Source organism: Pseudomonas sp. CVAP#3, assembly GCF_018986375.1.
Classification (GTDB): domain Bacteria; phylum Pseudomonadota; class Gammaproteobacteria; order Pseudomonadales; family Pseudomonadaceae; genus Aquipseudomonas; species Aquipseudomonas helvetica.
Map to the genome: position 1 here is coordinate 121,762 of NZ_JAHMSC010000008.1, position 16,381 is coordinate 138,142.

Annotated in this window: 14 protein-coding genes; 6 read left to right on the top strand and 8 right to left on the bottom strand. The window is 59.8% G+C overall.

Features of this window, described 5'->3' with window-relative positions:
• Positions 1-139: 139 nt before the first annotated feature.
• Positions 140-529: a GFA family protein gene (locus tag KRR23_RS15785; RefSeq protein WP_216743260.1), complete on the bottom strand. Its 390-nt coding sequence runs from the start codon at positions 527-529 to the stop codon at positions 140-142.
• A gap of 180 nt (positions 530-709) precedes the next feature.
• Between KRR23_RS15785 and KRR23_RS15790 the strand changes: the two genes are divergently transcribed.
• Positions 710-2,065 (top strand): DUF2599 domain-containing protein, encoded by a 1,356-nt coding sequence (locus KRR23_RS15790; protein WP_367880658.1) that lies wholly within the window; start codon positions 710-712, stop codon positions 2,063-2,065.
• Positions 2,066-2,125: 60 nt separating this feature from the next.
• On the top strand, positions 2,126-3,352 hold the full coding sequence (locus KRR23_RS15795; protein ID WP_216743262.1) for a DUF2599 domain-containing protein: 1,227 nt from the start codon (positions 2,126-2,128) through the stop codon (positions 3,350-3,352).
• A gap of 131 nt (positions 3,353-3,483) precedes the next feature.
• Here KRR23_RS15795 and KRR23_RS15800 read toward each other — a convergent pair whose 3' ends face one another.
• Complete coding sequence (locus KRR23_RS15800) at positions 3,484-4,407, bottom strand: ADP-ribosylglycohydrolase family protein (RefSeq protein WP_216743263.1); 924 nt, start codon at positions 4,405-4,407, stop codon at positions 3,484-3,486.
• 149 nt (positions 4,408-4,556) lie between these two features.
• Here KRR23_RS15800 and KRR23_RS15805 point away from each other — a divergent pair, with 149 nt between their 5' ends.
• Entirely contained in the window at positions 4,557-5,015 is a 459-nt protein-coding gene (locus KRR23_RS15805; RefSeq protein ID WP_216743264.1) for an SRPBCC family protein, read from the top strand.
• Entirely contained in the window at positions 5,002-5,364 is a 363-nt protein-coding gene (locus KRR23_RS15810; RefSeq protein WP_253912127.1) for a helix-turn-helix transcriptional regulator, read from the top strand. The genes KRR23_RS15805 and KRR23_RS15810 overlap by 14 nt, the downstream gene beginning before the upstream one ends.
• Positions 5,365-5,894: 530 nt before the next feature.
• Here KRR23_RS15810 and inhA read toward each other — a convergent pair.
• On the bottom strand, positions 5,895-6,575 hold the full coding sequence (gene inhA / locus KRR23_RS15815) for an isonitrile hydratase (protein ID WP_216743265.1): 681 nt from the start codon (positions 6,573-6,575) through the stop codon (positions 5,895-5,897).
• Positions 6,576-6,684: 109 nt separating this feature from the next.
• Between inhA and KRR23_RS15820 the strand changes: the two genes are divergently transcribed.
• Positions 6,685-7,683: a GlxA family transcriptional regulator gene (locus tag KRR23_RS15820; RefSeq protein ID WP_216743266.1), complete on the top strand. Its 999-nt coding sequence runs from the start codon at positions 6,685-6,687 to the stop codon at positions 7,681-7,683.
• Positions 7,684-7,692: 9 nt separating this feature from the next.
• On the opposite strand, the gene KRR23_RS15825 is transcribed toward KRR23_RS15820, so the two are convergent.
• The 4 genes from KRR23_RS15825 to KRR23_RS15840 all read right to left on the bottom strand — a co-directional run bounded on the left by KRR23_RS15825 (position 7,693) and on the right by KRR23_RS15840 (position 12,602).
• The gene (locus KRR23_RS15825; RefSeq protein WP_216743267.1) at positions 7,693-10,128 is read right to left on the bottom strand and encodes an alpha/beta fold hydrolase; all 2,436 of its coding nucleotides are present in this window, start codon (positions 10,126-10,128) and stop codon (positions 7,693-7,695) included.
• 9 nt (positions 10,129-10,137) lie between these two features.
• Positions 10,138-11,580 carry a TIGR01777 family oxidoreductase gene (locus KRR23_RS15830; RefSeq protein ID WP_216743268.1) on the bottom strand — a complete coding sequence of 481 codons (1,443 nt, stop codon included), beginning with the start codon at positions 11,578-11,580 and terminating at the stop codon, positions 10,138-10,140.
• On the bottom strand, positions 11,573-12,058 hold the full coding sequence (locus KRR23_RS15835) for a cell division protein (protein ID WP_216743269.1): 486 nt from the start codon (positions 12,056-12,058) through the stop codon (positions 11,573-11,575). The genes KRR23_RS15830 and KRR23_RS15835 overlap by 8 nt, the downstream gene beginning before the upstream one ends.
• A 154-nt stretch (positions 12,059-12,212) precedes the next feature.
• A complete protein-coding gene (locus KRR23_RS15840) occupies positions 12,213-12,602 on the bottom strand; it encodes a hypothetical protein (RefSeq protein WP_216743270.1) in 390 nt (129 codons plus the stop codon).
• Between the two features lie 509 nt (positions 12,603-13,111).
• Here KRR23_RS15840 and KRR23_RS15845 point away from each other — a divergent pair.
• Positions 13,112-13,483: a DUF6124 family protein gene (locus KRR23_RS15845; RefSeq protein WP_216743271.1), complete on the top strand. Its 372-nt coding sequence runs from the start codon at positions 13,112-13,114 to the stop codon at positions 13,481-13,483.
• Between the two features lie 944 nt (positions 13,484-14,427).
• Here KRR23_RS15845 and KRR23_RS15850 read toward each other — a convergent pair.
• Positions 14,428-16,254 carry a glycoside hydrolase family 15 protein gene (locus KRR23_RS15850; RefSeq protein WP_216743272.1) on the bottom strand — a complete coding sequence of 609 codons (1,827 nt, stop codon included), beginning with the start codon at positions 16,252-16,254 and terminating at the stop codon, positions 14,428-14,430.
• Positions 16,255-16,381 lie beyond the last annotated feature (127 nt).

Genomic DNA, 16,381 nt, shown 5'->3' on the forward strand with positions numbered 1-16,381 from the left:
CGCTCCCACATTGGATCTCGGTCGTACACACATTGTGTGTACACCGAAAATCTACTGTGGGAGCAGCCGGTCGACGCTCGATTGCTCGCGAAGAGGCCCTTACAGACGCTCGAGCATCAAGCCCCGAGCACCGTGCAACTCAGGTCTCCCTCCTGGCAATCCCTTCATAAGCCAGCCACGGCACATCGTGAGAGGTCCAGATGTGTGCCTGCGGCGTCATCTGCGGATCATCATCGAGGGTCGCCACCCGCACAATCACATGCGGCTGAGCCAAACGCTCGGCCACCAGGTGCGAGCCACACTGCGAACAGAAGTGCCGCAACTTGCCGGGCGAGGACTCGAAGGATGACAACTTATCCAAACCTTTGACCCAACGAAAATGCTCGCGCATGACCCCGGCCGTTGATGCGAACGCCGCCGCATGCGCCTTGCGACAGGTATGGCAATGGCAGTGGCTGATCGGCATGTCGAGGCTGTCGAGTTCATAGGTGATGGCCTTGCACAGGCAACTGCCGTGGAGTGTTTTCATGCTGATTCATCCTTTGAAAAATGGTGCTTTGCGTAGGGTATTTCTTTTAGGGCGATCGGATAAGTCCGAGACGCGCCGACTAAAAAGTTCCAGTGCCAGGAACAGATGCCGGGTTTGGTCTACGCTGCGAAACAGGAAATCATCATCCAGCACTGCGACAAGGAGGTCTGCATGCGCCCTATGGCATGTGCGCCAATTATTCTGGCGTTCACTTCTACCTTTGCGTTATCGGCGATAGTCGCACAACCCGCCCTCGATCCGATCGAGACCCTGAATCGAATCAACCGCAACTACAACACGCTGAATAACGACTGCAAGGAAATCGATTCCGGGGCCGCGCGCGGTCATTATTATTGCAGCGGCGTGACGCTGCGCATGGTCAATGACGGGCCCTTCAATCCCTGGGATTACAGCCCTTATGCGATCAAGATCGGTGCGACCTCTTACTCCTGGATTCGCAAGGACCTGAGCACCAGCATTCTGATTCATCCCGCCGGTTTCATCATGCGCACCCCAACGGATGCGGCGGCGTTGAACCGGCCGGTCAAGGAGCAGGGTTGGACCTGCATCTATGCTTTCGATGGCGGCACCGGACCGGAGCGCAAGTGGTATGGCTGCGGCTTCTTTGACAGTAAGGAGCCACCGAGAAACGCCCAGGGCACGCTGAACAACAAGAATGCCCAATGGGCTTACGGCACCTGTGCCGAAGCCGGGGTCACCACCGCCGACAAGTGGACCCAGCAATACACCGGGCTGTTCAAGGGCCCCATCCAGTCCAGTCAGTGTTCCTGGAATGCCGAAAAACCCAGTGATTGGAATGCCATGATCCGGGTGCATGAGTCCCGTGCAACCACCACCATGAAGGACCCGTTTTCGATCAAGACCCAAGTCAACGAGTTCATGCTCAAAAACGCTTCCGCCACCAACGATGGCAGCGAGAACATGAAGTACATCGACGCCTTCATCTACAACGTCAACAGCACGCAAAACTTCGCCACCCGAGGCGATCAGGCGCCGCCCAAGCCGGAAGACGGTCTGAAGAGTGCGCGCAACTTCCAGAAAAAATTGAATGACCAGGGCTACCCAGTACCGATTCTGCGCCTGGACTTCACCAAGCCCCCAGAGCAGCGCTTCAGCTACGTGGTCGCCGATCAGGTGATCGCACTGAACGCCAACGCCCCCGTTGACCCGGTCGCCAGCACACTGCCCCGTCAGTACATCGCGTCGGCCAACTGGGTCAAACGCTACGACCCCGGCACCCGCAAGGATGAATGGACCTTGAGCGTCGTCCCCACCGCCGAGGGGCGGGCGCTGCCGAGTAATCAATTGAGCGCGTTGTACGACGAACTGTTCGCCATGAAGGGCAGCGACCAGAACTGGCGTGAAGAAGAAAAGTCTGCCGGCAGCATGCGTCAGCAACTGAACTGTGTGCTGGTCAATTACCGCAGCAAGACGCCGTGGAACCTGGAGCCATTCAGGCCCACCGTCTCAGACAATGAAGCGAAAGCGGCCGGTTGCAACCCGGTCCCGCGATGAGCGAGAAGGACATGACGGCCTGCACTGGCCACTCAGCTTCAACCACCAGGAGGTATTTCCATGAAGGGAATCAGAGCACCCATTGCCAGCGCTGTCGCCATCGCTGGCCTGTCATTCTTTTCCACGGCCCATGCCGATTTGGGCAGCGACACGGTCACCCGTCTCAACCAACTCTATAACGACACCCGGCAAGATTGCGGCGGGCCGTCCAAACCGGCGTTTCTGTGTTCGGGTGTGCTGTTTCGGGCGACCTGGCCTTCGACCGATTACCAGTTCTACAGCATCAGCCCGAAAAGCCAGGCGAGTGGCGGGGTATCCGCCTCGTATCTGCGCAAGGATTCGAAGTTCCGCAAGCTGGCCTATGGGCTCAAAAGCGGCTTCATTTTCGACACTATCTTCGGCAACCCCAAGGACCATCAGGATTACGCCGTGTTGTGTTCGTTCCCGATCGACGCGGCCACCGATGACCGCGGGCAACAAGGTTGCACCGACTCGCGGCGAACCCCCGGCAACGTGGAAAAATTCTGTCACGAACAAGGCGTGAGCACTGCCGAGCAATGGGCTGCCAATTACCAGCAGAACAGGGGTGATCATTCACGCCAATGCTCATTCGACGTACGTGATGAACGCAACAGTGCCTCGGGCCCGGCCTTCTACCAAAGCATCCGCGCGATGAGCAAGATTGCTGCCGAATCGTTCGGCACCCAGAACGAACTGCGCTTGGCCAAGTGGGAAGAGAGTCCGCCGAAATCCCCATCGATCCTTGCACTGTTCTATACCGAAGACAGCGGCCTGGAGGGCGCTCGGCTGAATCAGATCCAATGGTACAAGGCGGTGCAGCAGCACTTGCCGGTCATCAACATGAAGTTGCCGCAAACCCCTCAACAAGACGCTGCCTTTGTCTACGACAGTAAAAAGCAGGTGATCTACCCCACGACTGAAAAGAACGGCTGTGATCGCTACGTACAAAGTGCAAGCTGGGTTGAGCGTGACGACCCGGGCTTTGGCAAGAAAGTCATGACCCTCGAAGTGACGCCGACCGATTGCGGCAGAAAGGTACAGGACGGCCAGACCAACAACTTCTTCAACGAACTGGCTGCCGATCACTACCTGGACGCGAACTGGAAAGACAACCCGGACAACCGTGACAGCAACATCGGCAGCATGCGCCGCCAGTTGGTCTGCCATTTCAATATTGCCCGCAACAAGCCTGAGTGGAACCTGGAGCCTTCCAGACCTTACACCTCCAATGAGGACTCCATCGCCAAGGGCTGCAATAACACCTGATACGCAGACAGGCGGTGAAGATCGACCGCAATGGCGATTGCGCAACCTGAAGGCTGCGCAATCGCCATTGGGGCCTGGTGTTGATCACAGGAGGTGACGCATGAACCCGGCGGCAAAACCTGGTGGCCGGATCAGTTGTGAGTGTGGTGGGTGTTTGATGCCTGTAACAATGCGTCGGCTGTCGCTTCAATCTCATCGTGCATGTGCAGCTTCGCAAGCCAACTCTTGGGGATTCCTTTTACACCGTAAAAAGCTCCGGCCAACTGCCCGACAATGGCAGCGGTTGTGTCAGCATCATCACCCAGGTTGGCGGCTTGCAGAATGGCGTCTTCGAAGCTGTCGGTGTGATGAAAACACCACAGCGCCGCCTCTAACGAGGCAACGCAGTAGCCTGTACCCACGATCTCGGATTTTGGTTTTGCGAGATAGTTGCCACTGGCAATCGCGGCGACTTTGGGTTCTGAAAAGTGTGTGTGGCTCAGGTGCTGCAAATCCGACTTTGTCGCGCCCTGCAATGCTTCGCAAATCAATCCAGCGAACAACTGGCAGCATTCGATGGCTTCAGGCGCAGCGTGAGTGGTTCGAGAGCTATCGCTGGAAAACGTCCTGACATGGCCTATAGCAGGGAAGTAAAACAGCACCACTGGCGCCAATCGCATCAGCGAACCGTTACCTGCGCTGAACGGATCAGTCGATCCGGCGAATGGATTGCCGGTTTCCTGATAATGAGTCAGGGCTTCGCGCACGGTCATGCCGATATCAAAGCAGTCGCCAGTCGAGCTCAGGTAACCCCATTGCCACCAATTAAGATAACGCCCCATCTGGTCGAAGGCGTCAAAACCATTTTTTGTGAGCAGGCTTTCGGCCAGGCACAGCGCCATCGACGTGTCATCGGTCCACTGGCCCGGCTTCAGATTGAACGGGCCGCCACCCACCATGTCGGTGAGCGCCGGGAACGACCCGCGCGGTTTGAACTCTACGCTTGTACCGACTGCGTCGCCGCAAGCCAGCCCCAGCAGGCAGCCGCGATAACGCTCCGAAAGGGTAGGCAACATGAAGCATCCTTGTTTTGGGCCAGTTCACTGGCGACGTTAGCATTTCCAGGCGTCATGACAGAAAGGTAAAGCCTGTCCGAATGTTTTATGCAACCAGAAAGTTGCGCATTCAGCCGTCCGGGCCTAGTGTTCATCAAAGGAGGTGACCTATGCACTCATCAGATCGCATCGAAAGAAAGATCCTGCTCAAGGCTCCACGCTCCACCGTCTGGCGCGCCCTGGCCAATGCCGAATCCTTCGGCAAGTGGTTTGGTGTCGCGCTTGAGGGCAAACGCTTTGTTGCCGGTGAGCGAACCCGGGGGCAAATCACTTATCCGGGCTATGAACATCTGGTCTGGGACGTGCAGGTGGCGCGGGTCGAGCCCGAGCGGGTATTTGCGTTTCGCTGGCATCCGTATCCGGTGGACCCGACCGTGGACTATTCGTCGGAGCCTACCACCCTGGTGCTGTTCGAGCTCGAAGACATGGAGGGCGGCACGTTGCTGAAGGTCGTCGAGTCCGGTTTCGATAACATTCCGGAAGAACGCCGTCTGAAAGCCTTCCGCATGAACAGTCGTGGCTGGGATGAACAAATGACCAACATCGAGACGTACCTTGCCACCCCCTGACGCCTTAACGCTGGATACGCCGTCGGCCACTACTGCGCTGGGCCGCTCGGCACTGACCTTCGCCGCACTCGGCGACGAAACCCGGCTACGGTTGATCGAGGTGTTGTGCGGCGGCGGGGCGATGTCGATCGCGCAACTGACCGCTGGCACCGACATCAGCCGCCAGGCCGTGACCAAACACTTGCAGGTGCTGGCTGACGCCGGCCTGGTGCGTGACACCAAACGGGGGCGTGAACGCCGCTGGGTCTTCGAGCCGACGCAACTGGACGAGGCGCGCCGCTCGCTGGAAATGATCAGCCAGCAGTGGGACCACGCGTTGGTGAATCTGAAAGCCTTTGTCGAACAATGAATTGCGAGCCGTATCTGATGCGAAACGCGCGACTCAGGCACTTGAGACCTGAGGTGCCTAAGGGTTTTCGGAAGTGCTGCAATGGCGAATGTCTTACACGAAGTAGTAGCTATGTCTCCTGTTTCAGATTGGATCCGAAGCGTAATCTACACCCATCAACTGAAGCGCAGGACGCGCTCAGGATCATGGATGATCGACCATTTGCAAGGATCGCAGCGACAGGATGTCGTCATGGTCTTGAAAACCCGCTTCGGCGGGTTTTTTTTGCCTGCAGGAAATGGACGTTTGGGGGCTTGACCTGACGCATAGCCAATGGCTTACGCACAGTCGATGGTATGTCGTCTTTTGCGCTTTTGGTTTCAGGCCTAATCTGACTCCATCAACTGCAGCGCAGGACGCGCTCAGGGTCATGGATGACCGACCATTTGCAAGGATTGCAGCGACAGGATGTCGTCATGGTCTTGGAAAACCCGCTTCGGCGGGTTTTTTAATGGGCGTTGTAAAAGTCTGTTTCAGACCTGACAAAGCGCTTAACCGAGCCGTGCCGCTGCGCGTTCGGTGATCAGCGTGCGCTGATTGAGCGAGGCGGCTGCACGCCGATGGGCTTCCTCCAGCACGGCTTTTGGCGCGCTTTGCGGGTCGCCCGAGTTGAAGGGGGGTGCGGGGGCGTATTCGAGTTGCAACTGCACCAATTGCGCAGTGTCTTTGTCGTACAACTCAGCGGCCAGGGTCAGGGCAAAATCGATCCCCGCCGTGATCCCGCCACCGGTCAGCAGATTGCCGTCGCGTACCACCCGATCCCGAACCGGGATGGCGCCCAATAGACTCAGCAATTCATGATAGGCCCAGTGGGTCGTCGCCCGTTTTCCCTTGAGCAATCCAGCCGCGCCGAGCACCAATGCGCCGGTGCACACCGAGGTTATGTAGCGTGCCTTGGCGGCTTGCACCTGAATGAAGGCCAGGGTCTGCGGATCTTCCATCAATGGTCCGACGCCGCTGCCTCCGGGGATGCAAATCACATCCAGGTCCGGGCAGTCATCGAATGTAGTGGTCGGCTTCAGGACCAGGCCGGTGCTTGCCGTCACAGGGACCAGGTCCTTCCAGATCAAATGCACCTTTACGTCCGGCAGCGAGGCCAGCACATCGTAAGGTCCGGTCAGGTCCAGTTGCTGCACCTGTGGAAACAACAGAAAACCGATCTGCAACGTCATGACGCTATCTCCTTGGTCTGCGTGTTCACACCCTTATTGGGTGGACGGTTTGACTGTAGGCTCGTAGGATTTGGCGTATACGCCAATCAACCCTCGAATTACGCCAATCATGCCGAACTCACCGAAAACCATTCATGTGCTGGCCTTTGCCAATGTGCAACTGCTCGATGTCAGCGGGCCATTGCAGGTGTTTGCCTCGGCCAATGACATGGCCGCGCAGCGGGGATTGCCGCCGCCCTATGCGCCGACGGTCATTGCCGATGGCGGCGGGGCGGTGATGTCCTCGGCCGGCTTGGCGCTGTTGGCCGAACCGTTGCCGAGCGAGTCTTCCGACACACTGATCATCGCGGGTGGCTGGGGCGTTTACGCGGCGGCCGAAGACGCGGTGCTGGTGGACTGGGTGCGCCAACAGGCTGCGGTTTCCCGGCGCGTGGCGTCAGTGTGCACGGGCGCATTTTTGCTGGCCGCCAGTGGCTGGCTCGACGGTCGTCGCGTGGTCACCCACTGGACCCGCTGCGATCAGCTGGCGCAAAAGCACCCGCAACTGCGGGTCGAGCCCAACCCGATCTTTATCAACGACGGCCCGGTCTGGACCTCGGCCGGGGTTACGGCCGGCATCGACCTGGCGTTGGCGCTGGTGGAAGCAGATCTCGGTCGCGGGATAGCCCTGGAAGTCGCCCGGCAACTGGTGGTGTTCCTCAAGCGACCGGGCGGCCAGTCACAGTTCAGCGTAACGCTGGACCTGCAACAGCACGGCAACCGCTTTGATGAGTTGCACGCCTGGATCGCCGAAAACCTCAGCCTGGACCTCGGCATCCCGGCGCTGGCGCTGCAAGCGGGCATGAGCGAACGCAGCTTTATCCGACACTACCGCGCCGACACCGGCCAGACCCCGGCGCGGGCCATCGAACTGATCCGTGTCGAAACCGCACGACGATTGCTGAGTGACACCGGAGTGCCGATCAAACGGATCGCCGTGCAATGCGGGTTCGGCAGCGAAGAAACCCTGCGCCGCAGTTTCCTGCGGGCCATGGGGGTAACACCGCAGGCGTACCGCGAGCGGTTTTCGCGCGAAGACTCCTGTGCCACAGAGGCCTGCGAGATGTAAGGCTTGCGCTTACTTCACCAACGTCAACTCACCATCGCAATACCGAACTTCACGGCCTAACCACGCCAGATCGACTTGGGGCAGCACCGCCGAGGGTTTGCGCAGTTCACGCAACAAGGTCGAGCCGTGGGACAAGCGTCCGCCCATGCGTGCGATCACCGCCCGCGCGGTCTGGTAGTGCGCGTGCCGTCCGGGGTCCAGGGTGTCTTCAAGCAGAATGTCGTCACCCAGAATGCCCTGGACCTGCCCCGGATAGATCATGAACCCCGTGGCCTGCTCGGTGCCTTCGCGACCGTCCTGCCAGAAGCTGCCGTCACGCGTGCGAATGTCCGGATGGGGTCCGAACCAGTGCGCCCGGTCCGCCATCGGCATGGCGTGGTGCAGGCGAAAGAACAGCCGCATCAGGTTGTCGCGATACCACTCGCGCACTTGCAGGTAGTAACCGCGCAAGCCTGGCAAACCCGTCGAATGAGCCAGGTGGATGGCCCGGGACCATCGCGGGAATGCCTGCAACGGCAGCTCGGTCGGTGCCGGGCGTGGCGTCGCCGGATCGGTTTCCCATGGCAGTCGATGTGGGCTGTGCTCAAGGTTGTCATACGCTGTCGGTGGGCGCCCCAGCAGATCGCCGCCACTGCTGGCCAACGCTGTGGCGATACACAGGTTTCCCTGCACCACAAACACATAGAACCGGGTGAACCAGTCGGCGAGTTGCTGGCCGTCGGCGCTTTGCGCTATCAGGTCTGTCAGCTCCTGGTCGAAGCGCTGCAATCGGCTTTCCAGCGTCAGCAAATGCCCGCGAGCGATGCGTTGCATACGCAGCAATAACGGCAGCGAACGCAAAAGACGCAGAGGCCGCCAAGGTAGCTCCGGCGTCGCGCCACCGACTTCACCGGCGTAGCTGCTGGCGGAGATTCCCCAGTCCGCCAGGCGGGCGAGAAACAGGTCGTTGTTGATATAGGAGGCGCCGCCGAACACCGCAGTGAACGGCTCGTTGTCTTGCAATACGCGTGAATCCCAGCGCGCCATGATCGCCGGAATACTGGCCGCTGCACGTCGTTGGGCGTGCTCCACCAGACGGCTCGGTTGTGGCGGCAGGATCTCGGCGATGTTGGCGGCGGTCAGGTGTCGACGCCAGCCGTAATCGCTGATCGGCCGGTATTGCAGCAACCACAATTGCGTACCGTCCCAGGCCCATTCGACGTCGCCGGGTACATAGTGGAAGACCCGCAACACGTTCTGTAAAAAGCGCCACAGCAGGTCCGCGGTCAAGCCATGGGATGGCTTGAATGTGTCGCTGCTCCAAGAGGCGCCGAGCCGCGAAACAATCGCCCGCTGCGGACTCACCTGGCCGTCGGCCAGTGATTCGAGGTGACCCTCGACCCATTCCAGCTCGACCGACAGATGACGTACAAAGGCAATCCCGGACAGCAGGGGAGTGATGAAGCGTTGCACCACCACTTCCTCGACCCCGGACGAACTCAACTCGGCAATCCGCGCGGGTACGTTGTGCGTCGGTTCACGCAGGAACGTGGTGCTCAAACCGGCGTTCGCTGCATCGGCCTGATCCTCTCCATAGCTGGAAGAGCGCACCGCCCAAGTGGCGTTCGGTTGGCTGGCGAGAAACGCCGGCAAGCGTGAGTCGTTGCAGTCATTGAGTGATAGCGCAGGGGGAACTGCTTGCCCGGCCAGTGTTGCCAGACGTAAACGCCCGCCCTTGGTGTGCGCAACGAATCCGTGTTCACCCGATTCCAGCCACGCCGCGAATTCGGCCGGTGAGTCAATCCATGGATAATGGCCCCATCCGGGTTTCAGGCTGATGGTCAAATCGGCACGGGCCAGAATCGCCGACCATGCGGCGGCTTGCTCAATGCCCAGTACTTTGTCCTGATCGCCCCAGACCAGCTCGACCGGATCGTTGATCCATTCCAGCAATGGCAGCGCAGTGTCCGCTCGCACCAGATCCCAGTGCGGTACAAAAGCCCGGCAGCGCTCATAGCCGGCACCCATGCGCCGGTACTGCGCGGGTGTCCAGGTCTGGCTGGAGAACTTGTGTGCAAACAGCGTTGGCTGGTTCGCCAGCAACCAGTGGATGGTCTTGCGAATGGGCAGCGGTGACATCAACGCCGGCAGACGTCGTTGCCACAAAAACGCCCCCACCGGCGCCAGCAATACACTCCTGCAAAAGTGCCCCGGTTGCCGTTGCAGCGCATGCAATACCAGCAACGCATTCACGCCGACTGCCATGATCGCGCTGCCCTTGACGGTCGCCGTCAGCAACGCCTGAGCGTAGGCGGCGAGGTCTTCGCAGGGGGCCTGAGGGTTGTTCCCGAACCCCGGCAGTTCCAGCGGCACCACCTGATAACGTTGAAAGTACGGCAGCGCATCATCCCACCAATCAGCGGCGCTGCCGTTGCCGGCCAGCAGGTACAAAAGGGGCTTGCTCATGCACAGTCCTCAGGCCAGGTCGCGCAGGGCTGCGTCGAGGGTCGGGTAACGGAAGGTATAGCCAGCCTCCGTCAGGCGATCTGGCACCACACGTTGGCCGTCGAAGAACAACTGCGCCATTTCGCCAGCCAGGGTGCGCACCGGGGCTGCCGGGATGTGGAACCACACCGGGCGCTTCAGGACTTTACCGACGCTGTCGGCGAACACTGCCTGACTGATCGCATCCGGTGCGACCAGGTTGTAGGTGCCGCTCAGGCTGTTGTCGTCGAATGCACGGGCGATCACTTGAATCACATCGTCGCGGTGCACCCAGCTCATGATCTGCTGGCCATCGCCCATGCGCCCACCGAAACCCAAACGGAATGGAATCAGCAACGGCAACAACGCGCCGCCCGGGCCGAACACCACACCCAGACGCATGACCACCTGACGCACGCCGAGTTCGCTGGCCGGTTGTGCGGCGGCCTCCCAGCGTGCGCACAGCTCAGCCATGAAACCCTCGCCCTTGGTGGCACTTTCATCAAGGCTTTCACTGGCGTCACGCACGCCGTAAAACCCGATGGCCGAGGCCTGAACCCACAGCGCCGGTTTATGTCGGGCATTCTTCAGCCAGGTCATCAACGCTTCAGTGGTGTTGACCCGACTGGCCAGCAATTGCGCCTGACGCTTGGCGCTCCAGCGCGGACCGGCAACCGGCGCGCCAGCCAGATTGATCACGACATCGAAGGTTTCGTTGTAGCCAAGTTTGCTCAGCGAACGCAGGCAGCGAGCACGACCGTCAAACAGGTAGGCGGCTTTCAACGGATCGCGGGCCAGCACGCTGACAGTGTGGCCGGCGTCGAGCAGTTGATTGACCAGGGTTTCACCGATAAACCCGGTGCCACCGGTGACCAGTACACGTTTATAGGCAAGCCCTGCGAACGGGTTAGCCGGTTTGCCTTCGCGCTGCATGCGGAGCGCCGCCAACCCATCGCGAATACCAGAAGCGGTGACGCCGATCGCAAACAGCGTCAGCAACCAACCACGCCAGCCGAAATCGATAGGGCTCAGGGCGGTAGGCAGCGTTGCCCATTGCGCCAGTTGCACACCGTATAACGCGAAGAACGCACCGCCATTGACCGCCAGTACCGTGTGCATGATGCGCTCGATGGCCGGCAACTTGCGGCTGCGATCCTCGACCACGAAGTCCCACAGTGTCAGGCCGATCTCCAGCGCGAACAGCAGCGCAATGACAATTGCCCACGAGCCCTGGAAGGCCAGGTGCGCCATGCCCAGAAACAGGATGCCGTAGAAACATGAACGCAACGCGTGGATCGACAGCTCCAGCCGTGCGCTGTGGCGATAGGGCAGGGCGACGGTGAGTTCGTGGTGATAAAGGGTATCCAGCGCACCCAGAACAGCTTGGGCAATCAACAGCGTGAGCGCCCAGTCCAGAAGGGAAAAATCAGCCATGGTCGGATTCACTCAATACATCGACAGGGGAGAGGGGGCGGCGGTCATGGCGATACAGCCAGAACAGGGGCGGCAGCAGGGTGAGCAGCGCAAAGCTGTCAATCCACAAGTGTGACCAGACGTTGGCCTGAATCGAAATCAGCATGTCCTGAGGGGCCCAGAGCACGATCCCGGCAATTAACCAGCCCCACGCCATAGGGCTTTCAAGGCGATTGCCGATGTGCACCAGCGCCAGCATGTACAGCGAATAACTTTGCAGGGTGGCGCCGAACAATGCCAGCCACCAGACCTGTTGTGCGCGAGCGGCAGCAGGCGCGGCGTCTGCCCAGAAGGCTTGTTCGAGGGTTTGCAGATAGCCATCAAGCAAACCCGAGTGGCCGGCCCAGGTCAGCATGACGCTGACGAGCAGATGCGCCATGGCGGCGGCATACAGCCAACCCACCAGCGTGCGCCGGAGGGTAGAAGAGGTGGGTAACATTCCTTGTCCTGATCGCGTCCTTTGGGGCGGCAAGTGTAACGATGTTTTGCCCGGCTTACTGCTGAAAAGCGAGGCGTGGCAAACGGCGGACTTTAGGGCAAGGTCGTGAGTCAGGATGATTGGCCCACTTGTGGGCGGGCCATCAGGTCGGCGCCTAGGGTTCCATTTCCAACGGCTGGTTAAAGTATTTTGAGCGATCAGGGGTAAAGGTCACGACCATTTTGGTGCTGGAGCAGGTCATCGACCGTTCCTGAGTCAGGTCGATGTCCAGGTCTTCACCGCGCAGGCCTTGCCATTGGGCGAGGTATTTGAGGGAGCCGAATTTATCGCGCTTCTTCAGGCTGCGGCTGACGCCACCTTTCCAGCCGAGTACCGGGAGTTCGCCGGCCAGGCAGCGTTTTGAAAGATCGGGGAATTTAGCGGCACGTTCGCGGCCGACTTCCCAACATTTGATCAGGCCTTTGTCGTCGGCTTCCCACAGTTGATCCCGGGTCAGGCCCGAGCGGGGAGGTGCTTTGATGCTGCAGTGGATGCGATGGCTCATTCTGGTTCCTTGAATGCGGGTTTTTGTTGAACAGCTCCGCTGTACCCGTTGAGGGGGCGATGTTATGAGGCCGGTGATTGGCATGCAACCGCATATTTCAGAGTGCGGCGAGGTGAGTTGTTTAGTGTTTGTAGGGGGCAGGGCTATTCATCATTAAACGCGTTTCGTCAGGTGGACCGCGTCTTCGTTCATCGCGGGCAAGCCTTGCTCCTACAGAAACGGTGTTGACCGGGGAAATATCCGACGGGGTTTTAAGGTTGCGGTTGGGAAGAGCGCGGGACTAGCCTTTGCGGGTCGCTGCAAAATCAGTGACCGGGTTTGGTCGCCCGGGTTTAGAATGGCGCACAGAACCGCGTGAGCGGTTTTTTTGCTTATTGGCAAACTGTGCGTGGGAGGGCTTAGGCCCTGCCGGGTTTCCATTCCCTGGTCGACCAACCTGCGTACAGTTCGCCACCCTTCTGCTTGGTCGCAGAAATGGCGAACTCCAATTTCTGAATGGAGTTTCAACCATGGTCAAGATCACCCCCAATCCCCCCGAAAACCCCAGCGTTTCCCCTTACGATTCCCTCGATTCCAGCAAGCTGCATGAAGCTGCCGAGCGTGCGCTGGATTACCACTTACCGCCGTTCACCCAGCCACCGAAACTCGATACCCGGCCGGGCAAGATGTTTGTGGTCATTCCCGATGTGGATAACGAAACCCTGCTGGCCCATGCCAGCGAAACCCTGGCATCGGTGAACGTGCTGGCCAGCGATCTGGCCTTCGAACTGGAAGGTTCACGACGTCATGTGGCGTTGGCGATTCAGCAGATGATTGTACTGAGCGAGTTGCTGGTAAATCGGGCACTGGATAATTTCGATCCCTACGACTCCGACGCGTAGAGCACAACCTGTGGCGAGGGAGCTTGCTCCCGCTGGAGCGCGAAGCGGTCCCAAAACCATTCGATACGGTTTTGCTGGAGGACCGAGTGACTGGGGGTTACGACTGCTGCGCAGCCGAGCGGGAGCAAGCTCCCTCGCCACAAGGGACTGTCTGCTGTCAGACAGTCCGCGTCAGGTCTCTCACCAGCACCTTACGGCTGTCAGTAACTCTTTTCCCCACTCAACTTCCGTTCGGCCAGCAATCCGGCTTTCGAACTTGAAGGTTCGCGGCGTCATGTGGCGTTGTCGATTCAGCAGATGATTGTACTGAGCGAGTTGCTGGTAAATCGGGCGCTGGATAATTTCGATCCCTACGACTCCGACGCGTAAAGCACAACCTGTGGCGAGGGAGCTTGCTCCCGCTGGAGCGCGAAGCGGTCCCAAAACCATTCGATACGGTTTTGCTGAAGGACCGAGTGACTGGGGGTTACGACTGCTGCGCAGCCGAGCGGGAGCAAGCTCCCTCGCCACAAGGGACTGTCTGCTCTCAGACAGTCCGCGTCAGGTCTCTCACCAGCACCTCACGGCTGCCAGTAACTCTTTTCCCCACTCAACTTCCGTTCGGCCAGCAATCCGGCTTTCGAACTTGAAGGTTCGCGGCGTCATGTGGCGTTGTCGATTCAGCAGATGATTGTACTGAGCGAGTTGCTGGTAAATCGGGCGCTGGATAATTTCGATCCCTACGACTCCGACGCGTAGAGCACAACCTGTGGCGAGGGGGCTTGCCCCCGTTGGGCTACGAAGTAGCCCAAAAACCTGCAATCGTGTTGTATCAGGCACACCGCGCTTACCGGGTCTGCGACTGCTGCGCAGCCGAGCGGGGCGGTGCGGCGTTCCGACAAGCCCCCTCGCCACAAGGGACTGTCTGCTGTCAGATAGTCCGCGTCAGGTCTCTCACCAGCACCTTACGGCTGCCAGTAACTCTTTTCCCCACTCAACTTCCGCTCGAGAAAACTCGCCGCGCTGATCAGTGCCAAATGGGTCAGCGCCTGTGGCGTGTTGCCAAGGTGCCTGGCGTGGCTGTCGAACTCTTCGGCGTAGAGTCCGAGCGGGTTGGCGTAGCGCAGCAGTTGTTCGAACTCCAGGTGCGCTTTTTCGACCATACCGGCGCGAGCCAGGCACTCGACGTACCAGAACGAGCAGGCGGCGAACGCGCCCTCGGTGCCGGGCAGGCCATCGATCTGGCTGTCGTCGTTGTGGTAGCGGTACACCATGCCGTCGCGCACCAGGGTTTTCTGGATCGCTTGCAGGGTCGACAGCCAGCGCGGGTCCCTGGCGCTGACGAAACGTACCAGTGGCATCAGCAGCATCGATCCGTCGAGTGCGGTGCCGCCGATGTGCTGGACGAAATGCCCGCGCTCAGCGTTCCAGAAGTTGTTCCAGATGTCGGCGTAGATCGCTTGGCGGGTCTGATCCCAACGGGCGAACGGGGCGGGCAGCGAGCGTTTCGACGCGAGACGGATGGCCCGGTCCAGTGCCACCCAGCACATCAGCCGTGAATGCAGGAAGTGATGCTGCTCGCCACGCATTTCCCAGATGCCGACATCCTCTTGCTGCCAGCTATCGCAAACCTGATCGACCACCTTGATGGCATGTTGCCAACTCTCATGGGAAATGGCCTCACCGTACTTGTTGACCAGGTACACCGCGTCCATCAACTCGCCGAAAATATCCAGCTGAGCCTGCTCGTAGGCCTGATTGCCGATACGTACCGGTTTGGCGTTGCCGTGACCGGACAAGTGCGCGAGTTCGATTTCCGGCAGCTCCTGACGACCATCAATGGCATACAGGACGTTGAGCTTCATCGCTTTGCCCTGGCAGTCGCTCATCCGTCCGTGCAACCAGCGCATGTAGGCGTTGGCTTCCTCGACAAAGCCCAGGCGCATGAAGGCGTAGACGGTGAAGGAGGCATCGCGGATCCAGGTGTAGCGATAGTCCCAGTTGCGGGCGCCGCCGGGTATTTCCGGCAGGCCGAAGGTCGCGGCGGCGAGGATCGCGCCGTGTTTGCGCGAGGTCAGCAGTTTCAGCACCAGTGCCGAGCGGTTGACCATTTCGCGCCAGCGTCCGCGGTAATTGGATTGCCCTATCCAGTCGCGCCAGAACTTTAGTGTGCGTTGCAGGCACAGGTCGCTGTTTTCATCCTTGAAGCGTGGGTCGTCGAGGGCGCCGAGGAGGAATTCGGCGCTCTGGCCCTGTTTGAGGCTGAACGTGGCGACGGCGGTGTCTTGTACAACCTGCATCGGCTGATTGGCGCGCAGGCGTAAACCTGGCTGCTGGGCGGCTTCGAAGCAGATGTCTGCGCCGTCGGTCCGCGCCGTGGTCTGTGCTCGGGCGTAGTCATGGCGCACCGCGCAATGCAGGTGGAAGGTGGCGTGGCCACTGACCAGCCGCACGCGACGGATCAACAGGGGCAGGGCGTCGTCGTTGTCGCCAACTGGCAGCAGGTCGGTGATTTCCACCACCGCTTGTTCACTCAGCCAGCGGGTTTGCAGCACGTTGGTGTCGGGCAGGTAGATTTGCTCGCGCCGGGCATCGGGCAGGTCGGGTGCCAGTTGGAAAATCCCCGCGTCCGGGGTGTCCAGTAATGAGCAGAAGATCGACGGGCTGTCGAATTCCGGCCAGCAGAAAAAGTCCACGCTGCCCTTGTCGTTGACCAACGCTGCGCTGCGCATATCCCCGATGATGCCGTGGGCGTCGATAGCGCTTTGTCGCTCGTTGTAATGATCAGCCATTGCTGCGTCACTCCGGATAGAGACATATGCCGCCATCGTTGAACAGTGTGCTGCTGATGAGATGTGCCTATCACTCAGCTTTCGACGGGCGGGCTTATCAGGTGACTGGCGCAAGGTGGCTTGAGTT

Excerpts from the sequence above, each read along its gene's own strand:
- KRR23_RS15785 (WP_216743260.1), bottom strand. The coding sequence starts at position 529 with ATGAAAACACTCCACGGCAGTTGCCTGTGCAAGGCCATCACCTATGAA.
- KRR23_RS15790 (WP_367880658.1), top strand. The coding sequence starts at position 710 with ATGGCATGTGCGCCAATTATTCTGGCGTTCACTTCTACCTTTGCGTTA.
- KRR23_RS15820 (WP_216743266.1), top strand. The coding sequence starts at position 6,685 with ATGCCGAACTCACCGAAAACCATTCATGTGCTGGCCTTTGCCAATGTG.
- KRR23_RS15830 (WP_216743268.1), bottom strand. The coding sequence starts at position 11,580 with ATGGCTGATTTTTCCCTTCTGGACTGGGCGCTCACGCTGTTGATTGCC.
- KRR23_RS15800 (WP_216743263.1), bottom strand. The coding sequence starts at position 4,407 with ATGTTGCCTACCCTTTCGGAGCGTTATCGCGGCTGCCTGCTGGGGCTG.
- KRR23_RS15835 (WP_216743269.1), bottom strand. The coding sequence starts at position 12,058 with ATGTTACCCACCTCTTCTACCCTCCGGCGCACGCTGGTGGGTTGGCTG.
- KRR23_RS15795 (WP_216743262.1), top strand. The coding sequence starts at position 2,126 with ATGAAGGGAATCAGAGCACCCATTGCCAGCGCTGTCGCCATCGCTGGC.
- KRR23_RS15805 (WP_216743264.1), top strand. The coding sequence starts at position 4,557 with ATGCACTCATCAGATCGCATCGAAAGAAAGATCCTGCTCAAGGCTCCA.
- KRR23_RS15825 (WP_216743267.1), bottom strand. The coding sequence starts at position 10,128 with ATGAGCAAGCCCCTTTTGTACCTGCTGGCCGGCAACGGCAGCGCCGCT.
- inhA (WP_216743265.1), bottom strand. The coding sequence starts at position 6,575 with ATGACGTTGCAGATCGGTTTTCTGTTGTTTCCACAGGTGCAGCAACTG.
- KRR23_RS15850 (WP_216743272.1), bottom strand. The coding sequence starts at position 16,254 with ATGGCTGATCATTACAACGAGCGACAAAGCGCTATCGACGCCCACGGC.
- KRR23_RS15840 (WP_216743270.1), bottom strand. The coding sequence starts at position 12,602 with ATGAGCCATCGCATCCACTGCAGCATCAAAGCACCTCCCCGCTCGGGC.
- KRR23_RS15845 (WP_216743271.1), top strand. The coding sequence starts at position 13,112 with ATGGTCAAGATCACCCCCAATCCCCCCGAAAACCCCAGCGTTTCCCCT.